Here is a 15,332-nt window from a genome sequence, read left to right as displayed (position 1 = left end):
TTTATATTTATCTTTTATCAACCATTTTCGATAGTAAATCACCTATAAATTGTAAGATGAAGACAAGGAAAATGATAAGAATAGTACACAATAGTACGACATCAAAATCTCTTCTTAAAAAGCCTTTCATATAAGCCAAATCACCTAAGCCTCCAGCGCCTATGACACCAGCCATTGCTGTATAGCCTATCAATGCAATACTTGTGACAGTTAAACCAGATATTAATGCAGGCATAGATTCTGGCAATAAGACTTTAAATATTATCGTATGTGCTTTTGCTCCCATTGATTTAGCTGCTTCCACCACACCTTTATCCACTTCTTTTAATCCAATTTCAACCAGTCTTGCGTAAAATGGAGCTGCTCCAACAATTAGAGCAGGTAAAGCAGCCTTCCAACCTCTGATTGTACCGATTAAAAAATCGGTAAAAGGGAATAAAAGCAAAACTAATATGATGAAAGGGATGGCGCGGAAGACATTAACAACTAGAGCTGTAATAAAATTAATAATTCGGTTTTCCCATAGGTTTCCCTGATCTGTTAAAAATAGTAGCAACCCTAATAAAATACCTAAAATTAATGTGCCAATAACTGCAATGATTGTCATATACAATGTTTCTTGTGTAGCAACCCATACATCTCCTGGAATAACATTCGGAAACCATTCGTTAAGCATGTTTTAACACCTCGACTTCCACTCCAGCATCTTTGATATATTTTATTGTATTTGTTAAAACATCACTTTCTCCATTTAATTCAATATATAATGTCCCAAACGAACCTTCTTGTGTTGGGGTAATGGAACCTTGTAGTATGTTTACTTCTACAGTAAAATTTTTTGCGATTTCACTAATTAGTGCACGCTTTGTATCTTTTCCAATAAAATGAAGTTTAATTACTTCACTATCGCTTCTGTCATTAATAAATTCTGCTAATTTATCTTGTTCATGTTCTAATGGATTTAGTTGCTGAACAAATCTTTTCGTCGTTTTGGATTGCGGTCGGACAAAGACATCTAGTACTTCGCCAGTTTCCACTACTTTACCATTCTCCATTACAGCAACACGATGACAAATCTTTTGAATTACATGCATTTCGTGAGTAATCAGGATAATAGTAAGACCAAGTTTTTGATTAATAGAAACAAGCAAATCGAGGATATCATCTGTCGTTTCCGGATCGAGAGCAGAAGTGGCTTCATCACATAATAAGACTTCCGGGTCATTGGCTAAAGCTCTTGCAATACCTACTCTTTGTTTTTGACCACCACTTAATTGTGATGGATAACTATTTTCTTTACCGGATAATCCTACTAGATTAATAAGTTCAGAAACTTTCTTTTTTACCTCTGCTTTTGAAACACCAGCAATTTCAAGTGGGAATGCAATATTATCAAAGACAGTTCTTGACCACAGTAAATTAAAATGTTGAAAGATCATTCCAATTTTTTGACGTTTTATGCGTAGTTCATTCGCTGCCATTTTGGTAATATCTTTATCATGTATTTTAATAGATCCCGAAGTGGGTTCTTCTAATCGATTTATTAGTCTGATAAATGTACTTTTACCAGCACCGCTGTACCCTATTACACCAAAGATCTCTCCTTGATTTATTGTTAAAGAAACATCATCCACTGCTTGAACACTTTGTTTCTTTGTTTGATATAATTTCTTTAAGTTTTTTATTTGAATCAACTGAATCCACTCCTTTCCTCGCAAGTTAAGACAAGTAATTAGAAAAGAACATAAAAAAGTCCTTTCTGCACAAGAGGACAGAAAGGACTATTGTATCCCGTGATGTCCTCTTATCTTTCAAAGCATACACTTTGTGGAATTAGCACCTTTTAGAACGAATTCTAACGGTTGCTGGGTTTCATAGGGCCAGTCCCTCCACCTCTCTTGATAAGAGTCTATTCTTTTCATTAGTCGATATCATAGCATCTTTCTTAATACTAGTCAATAATACAATAAAAAGTTTGAATTATCTAATTATTCCAATAGTTAAACAATATTATTGTATCAAAGTTAATTGGTTAATGCCTGGATTGGTGCAGGTATTCTCCCGCCTCTTTGGATGAGTTTATCTGAACTGAACTGGTTTACACCAATGATGGGAGCTCGCCCCAATAATCCACCAAACTCTACAACTTCACCAGCTTCTTTCCCTATAACCGGGATCACTCTTACAGCAGTTGTTTTTTTATTTATCATACCAATTGCAGCTTCATCAGCGATTATTGCTCCAAGTGTTTCCGGGCTAGCCTTGCCATCTAATGCAATCATATCTAAACCGACAGAGCATACACAAGTCATAGCCTCTAACTTAGAAAGTGTAAGAGCATTATCTTCAATGCCGCGGATCATTCCATTGTCTTCACTTACAGGTATAAAAGCACCGCTTAAACCACCAACATAAGAACTAGCCATTGCTCCGCCTTTTTTTACCGCATCATTCATTAAAGCAAGGGCCGCTATTGTACCATGTGTACCAACACGCTCTAGTCCAATTTCTTCTAAAATTTCTGCAACACTATCATTCATTGCATTGGTTGGAGCAAGTGACAGGTCCATTATTCCAAATGGTACATTGAGGCGTTCGGCAACAACCCGTCCAATTAATTCTCCTGCTCTAGTGATTTTGAAGGCCGTTTTTTTAATCACATCAGAAACTTCGCCAAGGTCTGCATCTGGATACCTTCTTAATGCATTTAAAACAACACCAGGGCCACTAACCCCTACACTTAGTACTGCTTCACCCTCGCCTGCACCATGAAACGCACCTGCCATAAATGGATTGTCTTCAACAGGGTTACAAAAAACAACTAACTTGGCACACCCAATACTGTTTTGTTCCTTTGTCAATTCTGCCGTTTTTTTAATGATCTTACCCATTTGTGCGACAGCATCCATATTAATTCCAGTTCTTGTAGTTGCAACTGAGATAGATGCACAAACCCTTTCAGTTTGGCTTAATGCTTCCGGTAATGCATCTAACAGGATTTGGTCGCCTTTTGAGATGCCTTTATGTACTAATGCGGAATAACCACCAATAAAATCAATATTCAAATATTTTGCCGCATCATCCAACGTTTTAGCAAGTTCAACTGCTTGTTCTTTTGAAGCAGTTCCAAGTAATTCAGCAACAGGGGAAATGGCAATCCTTTTATTAATGATTGGAACCCCATATTCTTCTGCGACTTGATTTGCGGTTGTTTGTAAATTTTTTGCATATGTTGTAATTTTCTTATACACCTTTTCTTTCAGTTGAGAAAAGTCAGGATCAGCACAATCACGGAGGCTAATACCCATTGTAACTGTTCTTATGTCCAAATGTTCCATTTCTACCATCCGTATGGTTTCCTGGATTTCTGTAAAAGCTATAGCCATTCAACTTCCTCCTTATTAAACACGATGCATTGCTTGAAAAACATCTTCTAATTGAATATTAATTTTAAGTCCAAGTTCTTGTTCAACAGGTTCAAAATTTTTTTGAAGTATACTTAACTTGTTTGGATCATTAATATCAATCAGCATGATCATTGTAAAGAAATCTTGTAAGATCGTTTGACTAATGTCAGAAATATTGACTTTATTTTCTGCTAAGATGGTTGTAACTTTGGCGATAATACCAACCTGATCTTTACCAACAACACTTACTACAGCTCGTTTTTGCATATAAATCACCTCATGAATTCCTTTAATCTCAATATAAATTATAAACATAGTATCAATACCATGTTGCTATAATATACACATTATAACATGAAATAACCTTCGCATTTTTGCTAAATTAGTTGGTATCACATAAAATAAAAAGGGTAAAGGAGGATTCTAAATGAAGGACATTCGGTTAATTGCATTAGATATGGATGGAACGTTACTAAATACGAAACACAAAGTGTCAGAAGCAAATAAGGAAGCAATTATAAAGGCGCGTGAAAAAGGTGTTGAGGTTATCATTTCAACAGGCAGACATTATCAAACAAGTTCTGAAATAGCAAAAGAACTGGACATTCATTATTTAATTACAGTGAATGGCAGTGAAATTTGGACAATGACAGGTGAATTGATTGCCAGACAAACATTAGATGTGAAGGTGATGGAAAAACTTATTGCCCTAAAAGAAGAACACAAGACATGGGCATGGCTGTCATCCATTGATAAAATATGGCGAGGCGAAGTACCTGAAGATGTTAATGCACATGAATGGTTAAAATTCGGTTTTGATACGGAAACTCCAGACGTGAAAGAAAAATTAATGCAGACATTGGGAGAATGGGATGAGATTGAATTAAGTAATTCCAGTCCAACTAATATCGAAGTGAATGCAGCCGGGGTAAATAAAGCAGCAGCGATTGAAATAGTATGTGACCGTTTAGGTATTACTATGGACCAGGTAATGGTAGCTGGCGACAGTTTAAATGATATTAAAATGATTGAAAAGGCTGGGATTGGTGTTGCAATGGGGAATGCGCAGGAAGCTGTTAAAGAAGTTGCAGACTGGATTACAGCCTCTAATGATGAAGATGGCATCGCAAGAGCAATTGAGCAATTTGTGTTATAAAATGCAGAAATTTCAGAAAATAGAATGTAATTACTTGCAGTAGTAAGCAGGATATAATAACTTTATATATGGAATGATTTTTTCTAAACCAGATTTACGCATTATTCTATTTCATGCTAAAATAGTGGAGTGGAATAATACATATGCAGTTAATTAGTAAAGGAGCGAATTAGAAATGGCAAAACAACAATTCGGTGTGGTAGGTCTTGCTGTTATGGGTAAAAACCTCGCATTAAATGTCGAGAGCAGGGGTTATTCAGTAGCAGTTTACAATAGAACTTATCAAAAAACAGAAGATTTTTTAAATAATGAAGCAAAAGACAAAAACTTTGTTGGTGCAAAGACCATTGAAGAATTTGTGGATTCTCTGGAAAAACCGCGTAAAATCATGCTAATGGTACAGGCAGGTCCTGCGACTGATGCTACGATCGCTTCATTAAAACCACTTCTTGACAAAGGTGACATCCTAATTGATGGTGGAAACACATTCTTTAAAGATACAATGCGCCGTAATGCAGAACTTGATGAATCAGGTATCCACTTTATTGGTACAGGTGTATCTGGCGGGGAAGAAGGAGCACTTAAAGGACCTTCTATTATGCCAGGTGGACAACAAGAAGCTTATAAATTAGTTGCACCAATCTTCGAAGCGATTTCTGCAAAAGTAGAAGGGGACCCATGTGTAACTTACATTGGACCAAATGGTGCTGGACACTATGTGAAAATGGTTCACAATGGGATTGAATATGGTGACATGCAATTAATTTGTGAAGCGTATTTCATTTTGAAAAATGTACTAGGATTAGGTGCAGATGAACTGCATGAAGTATTCGGTGAATGGAATAAAGGTGAATTAGACAGCTATTTAATCGAAATCACAACAGATATCTTTAAGAAAAAAGATAAAGAAACTGGTAAACCAATGGTTGATGTTATCCTTGATACAGCAGGGCAAAAAGGTACAGGAAAATGGACAAGCCAGAGCTCACTTGACTTAGGTGTACCATTACCTGTAATTACAGAGTCAGTATTTGCACGTTTCATTTCTGCAATGAAAGAAGAGCGTGTTGCGGCAAGCAAAGTATTGCAAGGACCATCTGCAGCTGACAAACCATTTGATGGTGATAAAGACGAATTAATCGAAGCAATCCGTAAAGCACTTTACATGAGTAAAATTGTATCCTATGCACAAGGTTTTGCTCAAATGCGTGCAGCTTCTGAAGAAAATGATTGGAACTTGCGTTATGGGGACATTGCAATGATCTTCCGTGGCGGATGTATCATTCGTGCGCAATTCCTGCAAAAAATCAAAGAAGCTTATGACCGTGAACCAGGACTTAAAAATTTATTGTTAGATCCTTATTTCAAAGGTATTGTGGAAAGCTACCAAGATTCATTGCGTAAAGTATTATCTATTGCAATGGAACGAGGTATTCCAGTACCAGGATTCGCAAGTGCGTTAGCTTACTATGATAGCTATCGTACAGAAACGTTACCAGCTAATCTTCTGCAAGCCCAGCGTGATTACTTTGGTGCACACACATATCAACGTGTTGATAAAGATGGCGTGTTCCATACAGAGTGGTTAGAAGATTAATACAATAAAGAGGCTAGGACAAAAGTAGTTTGTCCATATTGTAATCCGGACGATTCTGAACTGAATCTGTCCGGATTATTTGTTTTCTGAAAACAGGATCTATCATCCTCTACTTAACTAGTTTCAAGAGTAGCTGCACCGTTGATCATATGAAGTAGAGCGTCTGTGTTCCGGTATGTTATCTCATTTTATGTTGTATCGGTTACGTTTCCAAATCTTTTCGTATTAAAAAGCTGGTTGTTTGCTTACATATCCTCTCAGTCTTGTATACCTGAATAAAGCTCCATTGAAAAATCTTAAACCTCCACATGTAGAAAAGTTAACGTTTATAAAAAGATTAATTGTCTATAAAAAAGTTGCACTTTTAACCCCGTTGGATTTTGCGTTGGCCAAGAGGTTTTTTATGGTTATAATAAAATTAAGCATTATCCATAACGGGCTATTTTATGGAATAGAATTCTATTTTAAGAAATTCCTTCAGGAATAGTGGTGTTTATTCAATAATTAAAGCAAATAAAACCACAAGGAGGATGAAAAATGAATAAAAGTATATTGAGTTTAAAATTAAAAGAATATCGTGAACAAAGAGGAATTACACAAGAGGAACTTGCAGAATTATTAGATGTTAGTGATAAATCAATATCAAAATGGGAATTAGGTAATGGCTATCCAAGTAAAAAGAATATGATGAAAATATCAGCCTTACTCGATGTTTCGCTGGAAGTTCTAATGATTGAAGAACAAAATGAAGATAGCAGATTAAAAAGAAGCTTTAAATACACCTTAATTAGTTACTTTATTATTTTTGCACTAACGTTATTAATTAGAGGGGTAAAAGAAGGAAATCGTTATGAAGATATACTAAGTAAAGAGCTTAGTGAAATTATTAAAATAGTGATTATTGAATTTGGACAAAATATTTATATTTCCATTGTACCCGCATTAATAATTGGACTTGTCTTTTACTTCTATATAATTCCCCGGCAGCAAATTGATTAGGTTAAATACCTAGTTTCTAATGGATTTCTATATTGCAACTTGTAGTGCAGTGTTTTTGTTATATCTTTAATATTAATAACTTTTATAACTGTAACTAAAAATTTGCAAGGTGTTTTAGAATAAACTTTAATTCAAAGAAAAAGCAATCAATTAAATTTGATTGCTTTTTCAAATATGTCTTATTCCGGTGTGATGTCCCACCATTTAAATCCATCTTTTGCTAAGAGTTCATCTGCTTCTTTTGGTCCATTTGTGCCTGACTCATAGTTCGGGAAATCAGCCTTTTTCTTCGACCATGCATTTGCGATAATATCAATAAACTTCCAGGACAGAGCTACCTCATCCCAGTGCGTAAAGTTTGTGGAATCTCCACGCATACAGTCATGTAATAAGATTTCATAAGCTTCCGGAGTATTCATTTTGTCTCCGGCATTATTATCATAACTTAATGTAATTGGCGTTGATGCAGCACTATAATCGCCTTTCTTCGCATTCACATGCAGTGTAATTCCTTCATGTGGTTGTACGTGAATAACTAACAGGTTAGATTTAGTTTCATGCTCTTTGCCATAATACAAGTTCATTGGTAAATCTTTAAATTCAACAACAATTTCTGTTGATTTTTTCTCCATACGTTTACCTGTGCGGATGTAGAATGGAACACCAGCCCAGCGGAAATTGTCGATCATTAATTTCGCTGCAACAAAAGTGTCGGTGTTTGATTCAGGATCTACGCCATTACCTTCACGGTATGCCGGCAATTCTTCTCCATTCACAATACCACGGTCATATTGGCCACGGACAAGATAATCATCCAAGTTATCTTCATTTAATACACGTAAAGCTCGAAGAACCTTTACTTTTTCACTGCGGATCTCTTCCGGTGTTAATTTAATTGGTGGATCCATTGCGATTAATGCAAGCATTTGCAGCATATGATTTTGCATCATATCTTTTAAGGCGCCAGCACTATCGTAATATCGGCCACGCTCTTCTACACCTAGAATTTCACTTGATGTAATCTGAATGTTTGAAATATACTGATTATTCCATAATGGTTCAAATAAAGCATTCGCAAAACGGATAACTTCAATATTTTGCACCATTTCTTTACCTAAATAATGGTCGATACGGTAGATTTGATCTTCAGTAAAAGCTTCACGAATTTGATTATTCAACTTTTCTGCAGATTCATAATCATGTCCAAACGGTTTTTCAATAACTAAACGTGTCCAACCTTCCGTTTTTGTTAATCCTTCAGACTTAAGATTTGCTGCTAATGTTCCGAAGAAATTCGGAGCCATCGAGAAGTAGAATAAACGATTGCCATCTGTTTGATGTTTCTCGTCTAATTCATTAATTAAGTTTTCTAATTGTGCATAATGTTCTAAATCTTGTATATCGAATGGATTATAGTGGAAGTGACTTGCGAATTCATCTGGATCGATGTTCGGGTCATTTAATCCATTAATTGATTTTTTCACATTACTGCGAAAATCTTCGTTAGTAAGTGGCCGTCTGGCAACACCGATCACAGCAAAATTTTCAGATAATTTTCCATTTCGATAAAGGCGATAGATGGAAGGATATAACTTCCGATTTGCAAGGTCACCAGTGGCACCAAAAATAACAATAACAGCTTTCGGGTTATTTGTTGTCATATTAACTAAAACTACCTTTCTACATTTGATTATTAATGAACAGATGATAAACATATGTGTCACGATATGCAATCATTAACAAACCTGCCTTGTTACCAAGTACAAGCTATGCGCCCTTAGTTTACTTATACTATTCTAAAACAATATTTAATTTCTGATAAGTAATAATGTGGCATAAATAAGATATGTTTTCTTTAATAATTATACATGATAACATATAATAAGTCACAATGACGTAAATGTCATAAATATATACTATCATTTATTATAAAAATGACAAATAAAATACATAGAATTTTCAAAAAACTTAGGAGGAAATGATGAAAGCATACCGTGGTTTCTTAATAGACTTAGATGGAACAGTATATAAAGGCACAAAAAAAATTATTGAAGCAATAGAATTTGTTAAAGAGCTGGAAAAAAGAGGTTTGCCCTATTTATTTCTAACGAATAATTCGACAAAACATCCAAGTGATGTCTCAGATAAACTGGTGAAAATGGGTGTACCAAGTACAGCGGAACAAGTATTTACAACAAGTATGGCAACAGCAAGTTACATTAAAGAACAACAAGCTGATGCAAAGATTTATGCCATCGGTGAAGAAGGACTGCATATGGCGATAGAGGAAAGTGGCTTGGAAAAGGTTGAAGAAGGTGCAGATGTAGTTGTAATGGGTTTAGATCGTAACATCACCTATGAAAAGCTAGCCAAAGGCGCTTTAAATATTCGCGCTGGTGCAAAGTTTGTGGCAACAAATGGTGATGTGGCATTACCAACAGAAAGAGGATTCCTGCCTGGAGCTGGCTCACTTATATCGGTTTTATCTGTCACAACAGGAGTTCAGCCAAAGTTTATTGGTAAACCTGAGTCAATTATTGTTGAGCAGGCGTTGGAAGTGTTAGGCACATCGAAAGAAGAAACATTAATGATCGGGGATAATTACGCGACAGATATATTAGCAGGTATCAATGCAGGAATTGATTCACTTCTTGTTCATACAGGCGTAACAACAAAAGCTGATTTGGAAACAATTAAAATCCAACCGACCTATACGATAGACAGTTTAGCTGAATGGAAGTTTGGGGAGTAAAATGTTAATGCCACTACCCATTATGTAGTGGCTCTTGTTCGATTGGTAACGATAACCCCAACTATAACAAATAGTACTCCGGTGATTTGTACGATGGTAACAGCTTCCTGTAAAAATACTACAGCACCTGTCATCGTAAAAACTGGTACTAAATTTAAAAAAATTGATGCACGACTTGGGCCAATTTCCTGGACACCTTTATTATAGGCAATAAGTGCAATTAATGATGGGAAGATTCCTAGATAGATCAATCCCCCGATGATCGGCCATGACCACTCTATTTGTTTAATCCCTTTCATCTCTAACAGCATAAGTGGGATAAATATGATTAGTGCAACGACAGACATAACAAGCAATGCACCATATGTTGGGAATTTCCATATGTGGTTTTTAATTAAAATAGAATATAATGCCCATGTAATCATCGCAAGCAACATAATTAAATCTCCACTATTAAATTGCAGCCCCATAATTACTTCTAATGAGCCTTTTGTAATTACAATGAATACTCCAAATAAAGAGATGAAAACCCCCACCATTTGCTTATGATTAAATTTCTCTCCAAATAACAGGAGGGTAAGTAATAATGTGAAGATTGGTGTAGAAGCTTCTACAATTCCTGCATTAATCGAAGTAGTATAGTTTAAGGCCGAATAAACAAATATATTAAAGAAAACGAGGCCAGTTACAGATAGAGAGAGTATTGCTTTCCATTCTTTTTTCCACAATGCTTTATTGTTTTTCCATTCCCTGTAACCCAATGGTAAAATGACGAAAGCTGCAATAAGGTATCTGAAAAAAGAGAGTGTTATTGGTGGTATTTCAGCAGTAACTGGTTTACCAACAATTAAGTTCCCTGCATAGAAGATGGCAGTAAGTATTAATAGAAGATATGCTTTCATAATTTCTCCCCCCTAAGTTATGCATGATAACATGGATCAGGGGGATTAGAAAGAACAGTGACCACATTATTTTCGTAACAGAGAGTACAACTGCATAAGGAAAAGAAGTTTCATGTATATAATCGAGCTTAAAAAAGAGGAATTGTTAGTTAGGTATCGAATATTAAATAAAAATATGCTGTTGGAGATGATTATGATGAGGGAAGAAGTGTTAAACAATTTTGTTGAACGAATTGATGCGGTTTTCCTCCCAGTAAATAACCTTGAAGAGTCGCTGTTGTGGTATCAGGAAATCTTCGGTTTTGATTTACGGTGGAAAAATGAAAAGATGTGTGGTCTTTCTATAGCACCGAATTGCGGATTTCATCTTGTACAAATTCCGAATTTTCAACCTATAGATCAGTATACTCCATTTAATTATGTTGTAAAGAATTTGGAAGAGGCAAGAAGGAGATTGATAGAAAAAGATGTAAGTGTATCAGATTTAAAACCTGGAGAACCTAAACGCTTTGATTTTACTGATATTAATGGAAATATGATTAGTGTAATTCAATTATAATGAACAAAGTAAAAATCGATAATGGTAAAAGAAATCGAGCATCAAACCAATGCTCGATTTATATTTCAGTGTAAAGTTTGGCGGTAAAATACTATAAAGAATCTGAGCATACAGCCTATTTTGATCTTATCTCCTGACGCATAAAGATAATGTAAGAAATAGCGAAACAAACCAATGTTGCGGCAATTAATCCTGTCAACTGTGGCCAAATCAGTAATAAACTTTGACTAAGCGGAAGTGGCCCAGCAATAGCCCCGGTCGTTTGTTCCACGGTGTAAGGACCTAATGTTCGAACAGAAGGAGATAATAAAGTCGTTGTTGATTCTGTGAACAAATAATTAGGTGATAAACGCATTAAATTAAACACCATTTCTTGTTTACTCAATGCTTCTTCAGTACTGGAAATATTAACAGGATTTAAGATGGTTTTAGACAAGAGCTCCACAATCATACTGTAAAACAATGTAAAGAAAAGCCAAATTGCAATAGAAGCTAAAGCAGACGTCGCTGCTTGCTTAAAACGGACAGAGAAAAGTATACCTAAATTGAGCCAAAATGCTATATACGCAATACATAAAACCAGGAAACATATCATCCGTAAGAATTCCTCTAACGTTGGAGGTATACCTAGTATGAGAATTCCTGAAGCCATTACAAACAGACCAAGTGCTACAAATAATATACTATTTAAAATTAATGCAGCCGAGAATTTTGCATTCAGAACGTAATCCCTTGGTATGGGCTGTGCCATTAGTCGGCTTAAGGTCCCCTTGTTTCGTTCAGAGTTTATTGCATCAAAACCTAATGCAATCCCAAGTAATGGACCTAAAAAAGTGACAAATGAAAGGAACGAAGGCAGGGTGCCATCAGAGATTGTGAATAATTTTAGAAACAGGAACGAGCTTCGGGCAATTTCTTTCGCTTCCTCGTCGACATCTAGTGCATCTTGTATTGTGGTGATAGCAGTATACAATGAGCCCACACATGTGAGCACTATCAATATTAGTAAGATGATAATGCGCCAACTTGTCAGGTAATCAGTGAATTCTTTTCTAACAATTGCTTGGAAGGCTTGGAGATAGGGCTTGTCATCACTTCTATCTGGATAAAACCATTTGGAGAATATGCTTCTAAGTTCTTGTATTTTTTGCACTATGATCAGCTCCTTCAAAATATCGATGATATATTTCATCCAAGCCATAGATCCTTTTCTGAATGTATCGTAAACCGACATTTGCATGAATTATCGTTTTAGCCACTTCTGCTGTTATATCACTTTCTCCATAAATGGCTAGTTCCATGGCACTTATCTGTTCTACCCTGTTAACGCCACTTATCTCATTAATGTGGTCGATTAATGGTTGGTTTATAAGATCTGCTTTTACATCAATAACAAAGAGATCCTCAAAAAATAGCTTTCTCGCTAATTCTTCTACATTTCCATCAGCTAGTAACTTTCCTTTGACAAATATCCCAACACGGTCACAGACTTGCTGGACTTGATGTAAATGATGTGAAGAAAGTAATACTGTGATACCTTCTGATTTATTGAGATGTTTAATTAATTGTAACAACTCTCTGACCCCTTCCGGATCAATCCCTAAAGTAGGTTCATCTAATATAATTACTTCTGGTTTTTTTATTAAAACATCTGCTAGTCCTAAGCGTTGACGCATACCACGTGAGTATTTGCCGGATTTTTTATTGGCAGCGTCTAATAGACCAACCTTTTCAAGTAAATGAAAAGCTCTCTCTTCAGCAGTTTTTCTATCTATTCCATTAAGACTAGCAGTATAAAGTAAATTTTCGAACCCTGTCATATGATCATAAAAGCCAAGATCATCAGGGAGGTAACCTACTCGTTGTTTCACGTCTAATGGTTGTGAAGTGGAATTAATGCCGCATACTTTAACAGAACCAGCAGAAGGCTCACTTAACCCAAGCATCATCAGGATAGTCGTTGATTTTCCAGCACCATTAGGCCCCAATAATCCAAATATTTCCCCTTTATTAATTGTTAACGAGAGGTGATCGACTGCATATTGATCATCATATTTTTTTGTTAATTGATCTAATTCGATGATCGGTGCTGTCATAGTTATCTCCTCCCATATCTTCTGAAAATAAAGTATAAACCACCAGCAACTACTAAAATGATAAGAATACTTACAATCCCCCAAAGTGTTGATGTTTCAACAGAAAGGCGAAAATCGGCATCAGAACTAGTTTCCCCGCTGTCTGCAGTAAATGTTGTTACATAATCACCTGCAATAGCCTCCTCTGGGGCGGTTAATGTTGCTTTGACTGTTTTTGATTGTCCGGCTTCTAACACAGCGATAGAGCTTGCATCAAATTCTGACTCCCAATTTGGCGGAGTGCTTGCACTAATCGATATATCATTTAATGTAGCTGTCCCCGTATTCTCAACAACTAAATCGATGGTTCGTGTTCTCCCTGCGGTAATATCTGTACTCAAATTCCCATCAGGTGTACTAATACTAAGGCTATAAGAACCAGTTATTACTGCTTCTAATGTAGTTTCTGCAGAAGTTGAACTAGTTGCAGCTTTGACTGGAATCTCGTATGTGTCTGCTTGAATGTTAGTTGGAGGTGTGACATCAACCGTTATATCCTTTGATCCGTTAGGCTCTATTGTAACGGATGTTAGATTATTACCATCCGCCTTAAACCGAACCCCCCAGCCATCTTGTACAGCGGCGCTTAAAGCGTAAGTTTGCTGCTCTGCTGTTCTATTTTTTAGTGTAGCTGTGTAAGTGAAAGTTGCATCAGCATGTCCCTCCATATTCGGTTGTTCAGAGGTTAACTCTGTTTCAAATGTCCCTTGCTCTGTCACTGTTGTAATAAATGGTAATTCTGCATACTGATTACCACTGCCATCAGCAGCCAATGTGAAATTATAGTCAGCTTTCTCAATTTCTAACGGCACTGTTACTTCGAATTGAATATTTTCTTCGGCATTTCCAAGGATTGATAATTGGCTTATATCCTTGCCGCCCGCGGTGATTGAATATGTCCAGTTTTCTGGTAATCCTTCAACATGGAAGCTGACATTTGCAATTGAAGAATTACTGTTCATTACTGTGACATCATAAGTGAGAGTTTCCCCAGGTGTTACAGATAACCCGCTATACGGTGTGAAGAGTGTGAGTCCACCAGCAGCATTTACTACCCCCCCTGAGAACAATAATAAGACTGCAATTAATGCTGATGCAAAAATTGATATCAACATTTTTTTCATCATAAATTCCTCCCCCATATATTTTTCACAAGTGATACGAATGACTTTATATTTTGGATTTGTCTTTTTTATAAATTTTTGTACAATAATAATAAAAAGAAGACGCTCTTATCCATAAAAGAAGAAAGAGGGCGATGAATTTGGAAGATCATTTGTTAATTAGACAAATGGCAGAAAACCAGAAGCATGCTTTTGATCTTTTTTATGAGAGGTATTATCGGTATATTTATCAGATTGCCTATAAAATAATAAAAAACCGTGTGGAAGCGGAAGATGTTTGCCATGATGTGCTACTTGAAATCTATCAAAAAGCGAATCAATATAACCCTGATAGAGGTAGTGTCAAGGCATGGATAGCTATAAGAACAAGATCGAGAGCATTAGACCGGCTGAGAAAAAAGACAGAACTTTTAGCGAATAAAATGGAAGATATTCTATCAAAAGCAAGCCCGGCCGCAGATCAATATGTTATTGAAAATATGGAGAAGCAAGTGTTACAGAGAGCATTGAATTGTTTACCTCGGGAACAGCAGCAGGCGATTTATCATATGTATTTCGATCAGTTTACACAAAAAGAAATTGCCATTGAATTGGATCGTCCTCTTGGTTCAGTAAAATCATCCATTCGATACGGACTACAAAACCTTCGCAAACAAAAATCGTTGCTAAAATGGATCGGGTCAAGTGGGGGTGACAAGTAA

General features: G+C 36.1%; 15 protein-coding genes and 1 riboswitch. Of the genes, 6 read left to right on the top strand and 9 right to left on the bottom strand.

Annotated features, from left to right (window positions below):
- Nucleotides 1-7: 7 nt before the first annotated feature.
- The 4 genes from ACFOY7_RS00365 to ACFOY7_RS00350 all read right to left on the bottom strand — a co-directional run bounded on the left by ACFOY7_RS00365 (nt 8) and on the right by ACFOY7_RS00350 (nt 3,674).
- The gene (locus tag ACFOY7_RS00365) at nt 8-676 is read right to left on the bottom strand and encodes a methionine ABC transporter permease (RefSeq protein WP_390248243.1); all 669 of its coding nucleotides are present in this window, start codon (nt 674-676) and stop codon (nt 8-10) included.
- Complete coding sequence (locus tag ACFOY7_RS00360) at nt 669-1,694, bottom strand: methionine ABC transporter ATP-binding protein (protein WP_390248241.1); 1,026 nt, start codon at nt 1,692-1,694, stop codon at nt 669-671. The genes ACFOY7_RS00365 and ACFOY7_RS00360 overlap by 8 nt, the downstream gene beginning before the upstream one ends.
- A 107-nt stretch (nt 1,695-1,801) precedes the next feature.
- Nucleotides 1,802-1,908, bottom strand: a riboswitch (SAM riboswitch).
- Nucleotides 1,909-2,024: 116 nt separating this feature from the next.
- Nucleotides 2,025-3,386 carry a PFL family protein gene (locus tag ACFOY7_RS00355; RefSeq protein ID WP_390248239.1) on the bottom strand — a complete coding sequence of 454 codons (1,362 nt, stop codon included), beginning with the start codon at nt 3,384-3,386 and terminating at the stop codon, nt 2,025-2,027.
- 15 nt (nt 3,387-3,401) lie between these two features.
- The gene (locus tag ACFOY7_RS00350) at nt 3,402-3,674 is read right to left on the bottom strand and encodes an ACT domain-containing protein (protein WP_390248237.1); all 273 of its coding nucleotides are present in this window, start codon (nt 3,672-3,674) and stop codon (nt 3,402-3,404) included.
- A 160-nt stretch (nt 3,675-3,834) separates the two neighbouring features.
- Between ACFOY7_RS00350 and ACFOY7_RS00345 the strand changes: the two genes are divergently transcribed.
- The 3 genes from ACFOY7_RS00345 (at nt 3,835) to ACFOY7_RS00335 (ending at nt 7,159) form a co-directional block, all read left to right on the top strand.
- A complete protein-coding gene (locus tag ACFOY7_RS00345; RefSeq protein WP_390248235.1) occupies nt 3,835-4,563 on the top strand; it encodes a Cof-type HAD-IIB family hydrolase in 729 nt (242 codons plus the stop codon).
- A 175-nt stretch (nt 4,564-4,738) separates the two neighbouring features.
- Complete coding sequence (gene gndA, locus ACFOY7_RS00340) at nt 4,739-6,160, top strand: NADP-dependent phosphogluconate dehydrogenase (RefSeq protein WP_390248233.1); 1,422 nt, start codon at nt 4,739-4,741, stop codon at nt 6,158-6,160.
- Nucleotides 6,161-6,697: 537 nt separating this feature from the next.
- Entirely contained in the window at nt 6,698-7,159 is a 462-nt protein-coding gene (locus tag ACFOY7_RS00335; RefSeq protein WP_390248231.1) for a helix-turn-helix transcriptional regulator, read from the top strand.
- Between the two features lie 179 nt (nt 7,160-7,338).
- On the opposite strand, the gene zwf is transcribed toward ACFOY7_RS00335, so the two are convergent.
- A complete protein-coding gene (gene zwf, locus ACFOY7_RS00330) occupies nt 7,339-8,820 on the bottom strand; it encodes a glucose-6-phosphate dehydrogenase (RefSeq protein WP_390248229.1) in 1,482 nt (493 codons plus the stop codon).
- A 320-nt stretch (nt 8,821-9,140) separates the two neighbouring features.
- On the opposite strand from zwf, the gene ACFOY7_RS00325 reads away from it, so the two are divergent.
- Nucleotides 9,141-9,911, top strand: a complete 771-nt coding sequence (locus ACFOY7_RS00325) for a TIGR01457 family HAD-type hydrolase (protein WP_390248227.1) — start codon at nt 9,141-9,143, stop codon at nt 9,909-9,911.
- Between the two features lie 20 nt (nt 9,912-9,931).
- Here the strand turns inward: ACFOY7_RS00325 and ACFOY7_RS00320 are convergent, their stop codons facing one another.
- Nucleotides 9,932-10,813, bottom strand: coding sequence for a DMT family transporter (locus tag ACFOY7_RS00320; RefSeq protein WP_390248225.1), 882 nt, complete (start codon nt 10,811-10,813; stop codon nt 9,932-9,934).
- A gap of 112 nt (nt 10,814-10,925) precedes the next feature.
- Between ACFOY7_RS00320 and ACFOY7_RS00315 the strand changes: the two genes are divergently transcribed.
- Complete coding sequence (locus tag ACFOY7_RS00315) at nt 10,926-11,372, top strand: VOC family protein (protein ID WP_390248223.1); 447 nt, start codon at nt 10,926-10,928, stop codon at nt 11,370-11,372.
- 115 nt (nt 11,373-11,487) lie between these two features.
- Here ACFOY7_RS00315 and ACFOY7_RS00310 read toward each other — a convergent pair whose 3' ends face one another.
- The 3 genes from ACFOY7_RS00310 to ACFOY7_RS00300 are packed head-to-tail and all read right to left on the bottom strand — an operon-like array spanning nt 11,488 to nt 14,634.
- Nucleotides 11,488-12,498 carry an ABC transporter permease gene (locus ACFOY7_RS00310; protein WP_390248706.1) on the bottom strand — a complete coding sequence of 337 codons (1,011 nt, stop codon included), beginning with the start codon at nt 12,496-12,498 and terminating at the stop codon, nt 11,488-11,490.
- 4 nt (nt 12,499-12,502) lie between these two features.
- Entirely contained in the window at nt 12,503-13,468 is a 966-nt protein-coding gene (locus ACFOY7_RS00305; RefSeq protein ID WP_390248221.1) for an ABC transporter ATP-binding protein, read from the bottom strand.
- Nucleotides 13,469-13,470: 2 nt separating this feature from the next.
- Nucleotides 13,471-14,634 carry a COG1470 family protein gene (locus ACFOY7_RS00300; protein ID WP_390248219.1) on the bottom strand — a complete coding sequence of 388 codons (1,164 nt, stop codon included), beginning with the start codon at nt 14,632-14,634 and terminating at the stop codon, nt 13,471-13,473.
- Between the two features lie 137 nt (nt 14,635-14,771).
- Here ACFOY7_RS00300 and ACFOY7_RS00295 point away from each other — a divergent pair, with 137 nt between their 5' ends.
- Nucleotides 14,772-15,332 (top strand): RNA polymerase sigma factor, encoded by a 561-nt coding sequence (locus tag ACFOY7_RS00295; protein ID WP_390248217.1) that lies wholly within the window; start codon nt 14,772-14,774, stop codon nt 15,330-15,332.

The organism is Gracilibacillus xinjiangensis (genome assembly GCF_042651765.1).
In the GTDB taxonomy this organism is placed as follows: Bacteria; Bacillota; Bacilli; order Bacillales; family Amphibacillaceae; genus Gracilibacillus; species Gracilibacillus xinjiangensis.
The sequence above is the reverse complement of the archived record's forward strand: the minus strand, read 5'-3'. Positions and strand labels throughout refer to the sequence as shown.

Bases quoted from the DNA above. Each gene is read 5' to 3' on its own strand.
- ACFOY7_RS00365 (WP_390248243.1), bottom strand. From the start codon at position 676: ATGCTTAACGAATGGTTTCCGAATGTTATTCCAGGAGATGTATGGGTT.
- ACFOY7_RS00355 (WP_390248239.1), bottom strand. From the start codon at position 3,386: ATGGCTATAGCTTTTACAGAAATCCAGGAAACCATACGGATGGTAGAA.
- ACFOY7_RS00350 (WP_390248237.1), bottom strand. From the start codon at position 3,674: ATGCAAAAACGAGCTGTAGTAAGTGTTGTTGGTAAAGATCAGGTTGGT.
- ACFOY7_RS00345 (WP_390248235.1), top strand. From the start codon at position 3,835: ATGAAGGACATTCGGTTAATTGCATTAGATATGGATGGAACGTTACTA.
- gndA (WP_390248233.1), top strand. From the start codon at position 4,739: ATGGCAAAACAACAATTCGGTGTGGTAGGTCTTGCTGTTATGGGTAAA.
- ACFOY7_RS00335 (WP_390248231.1), top strand. From the start codon at position 6,698: ATGAATAAAAGTATATTGAGTTTAAAATTAAAAGAATATCGTGAACAA.
- zwf (WP_390248229.1), bottom strand. From the start codon at position 8,820: ATGACAACAAATAACCCGAAAGCTGTTATTGTTATTTTTGGTGCCACT.
- ACFOY7_RS00325 (WP_390248227.1), top strand. From the start codon at position 9,141: ATGAAAGCATACCGTGGTTTCTTAATAGACTTAGATGGAACAGTATAT.
- ACFOY7_RS00320 (WP_390248225.1), bottom strand. From the start codon at position 10,813: ATGAAAGCATATCTTCTATTAATACTTACTGCCATCTTCTATGCAGGG.
- ACFOY7_RS00315 (WP_390248223.1), top strand. From the start codon at position 10,926: ATGTATATAATCGAGCTTAAAAAAGAGGAATTGTTAGTTAGGTATCGA.
- ACFOY7_RS00305 (WP_390248221.1), bottom strand. From the start codon at position 13,468: ATGACAGCACCGATCATCGAATTAGATCAATTAACAAAAAAATATGAT.
- ACFOY7_RS00300 (WP_390248219.1), bottom strand. From the start codon at position 14,634: ATGATGAAAAAAATGTTGATATCAATTTTTGCATCAGCATTAATTGCA.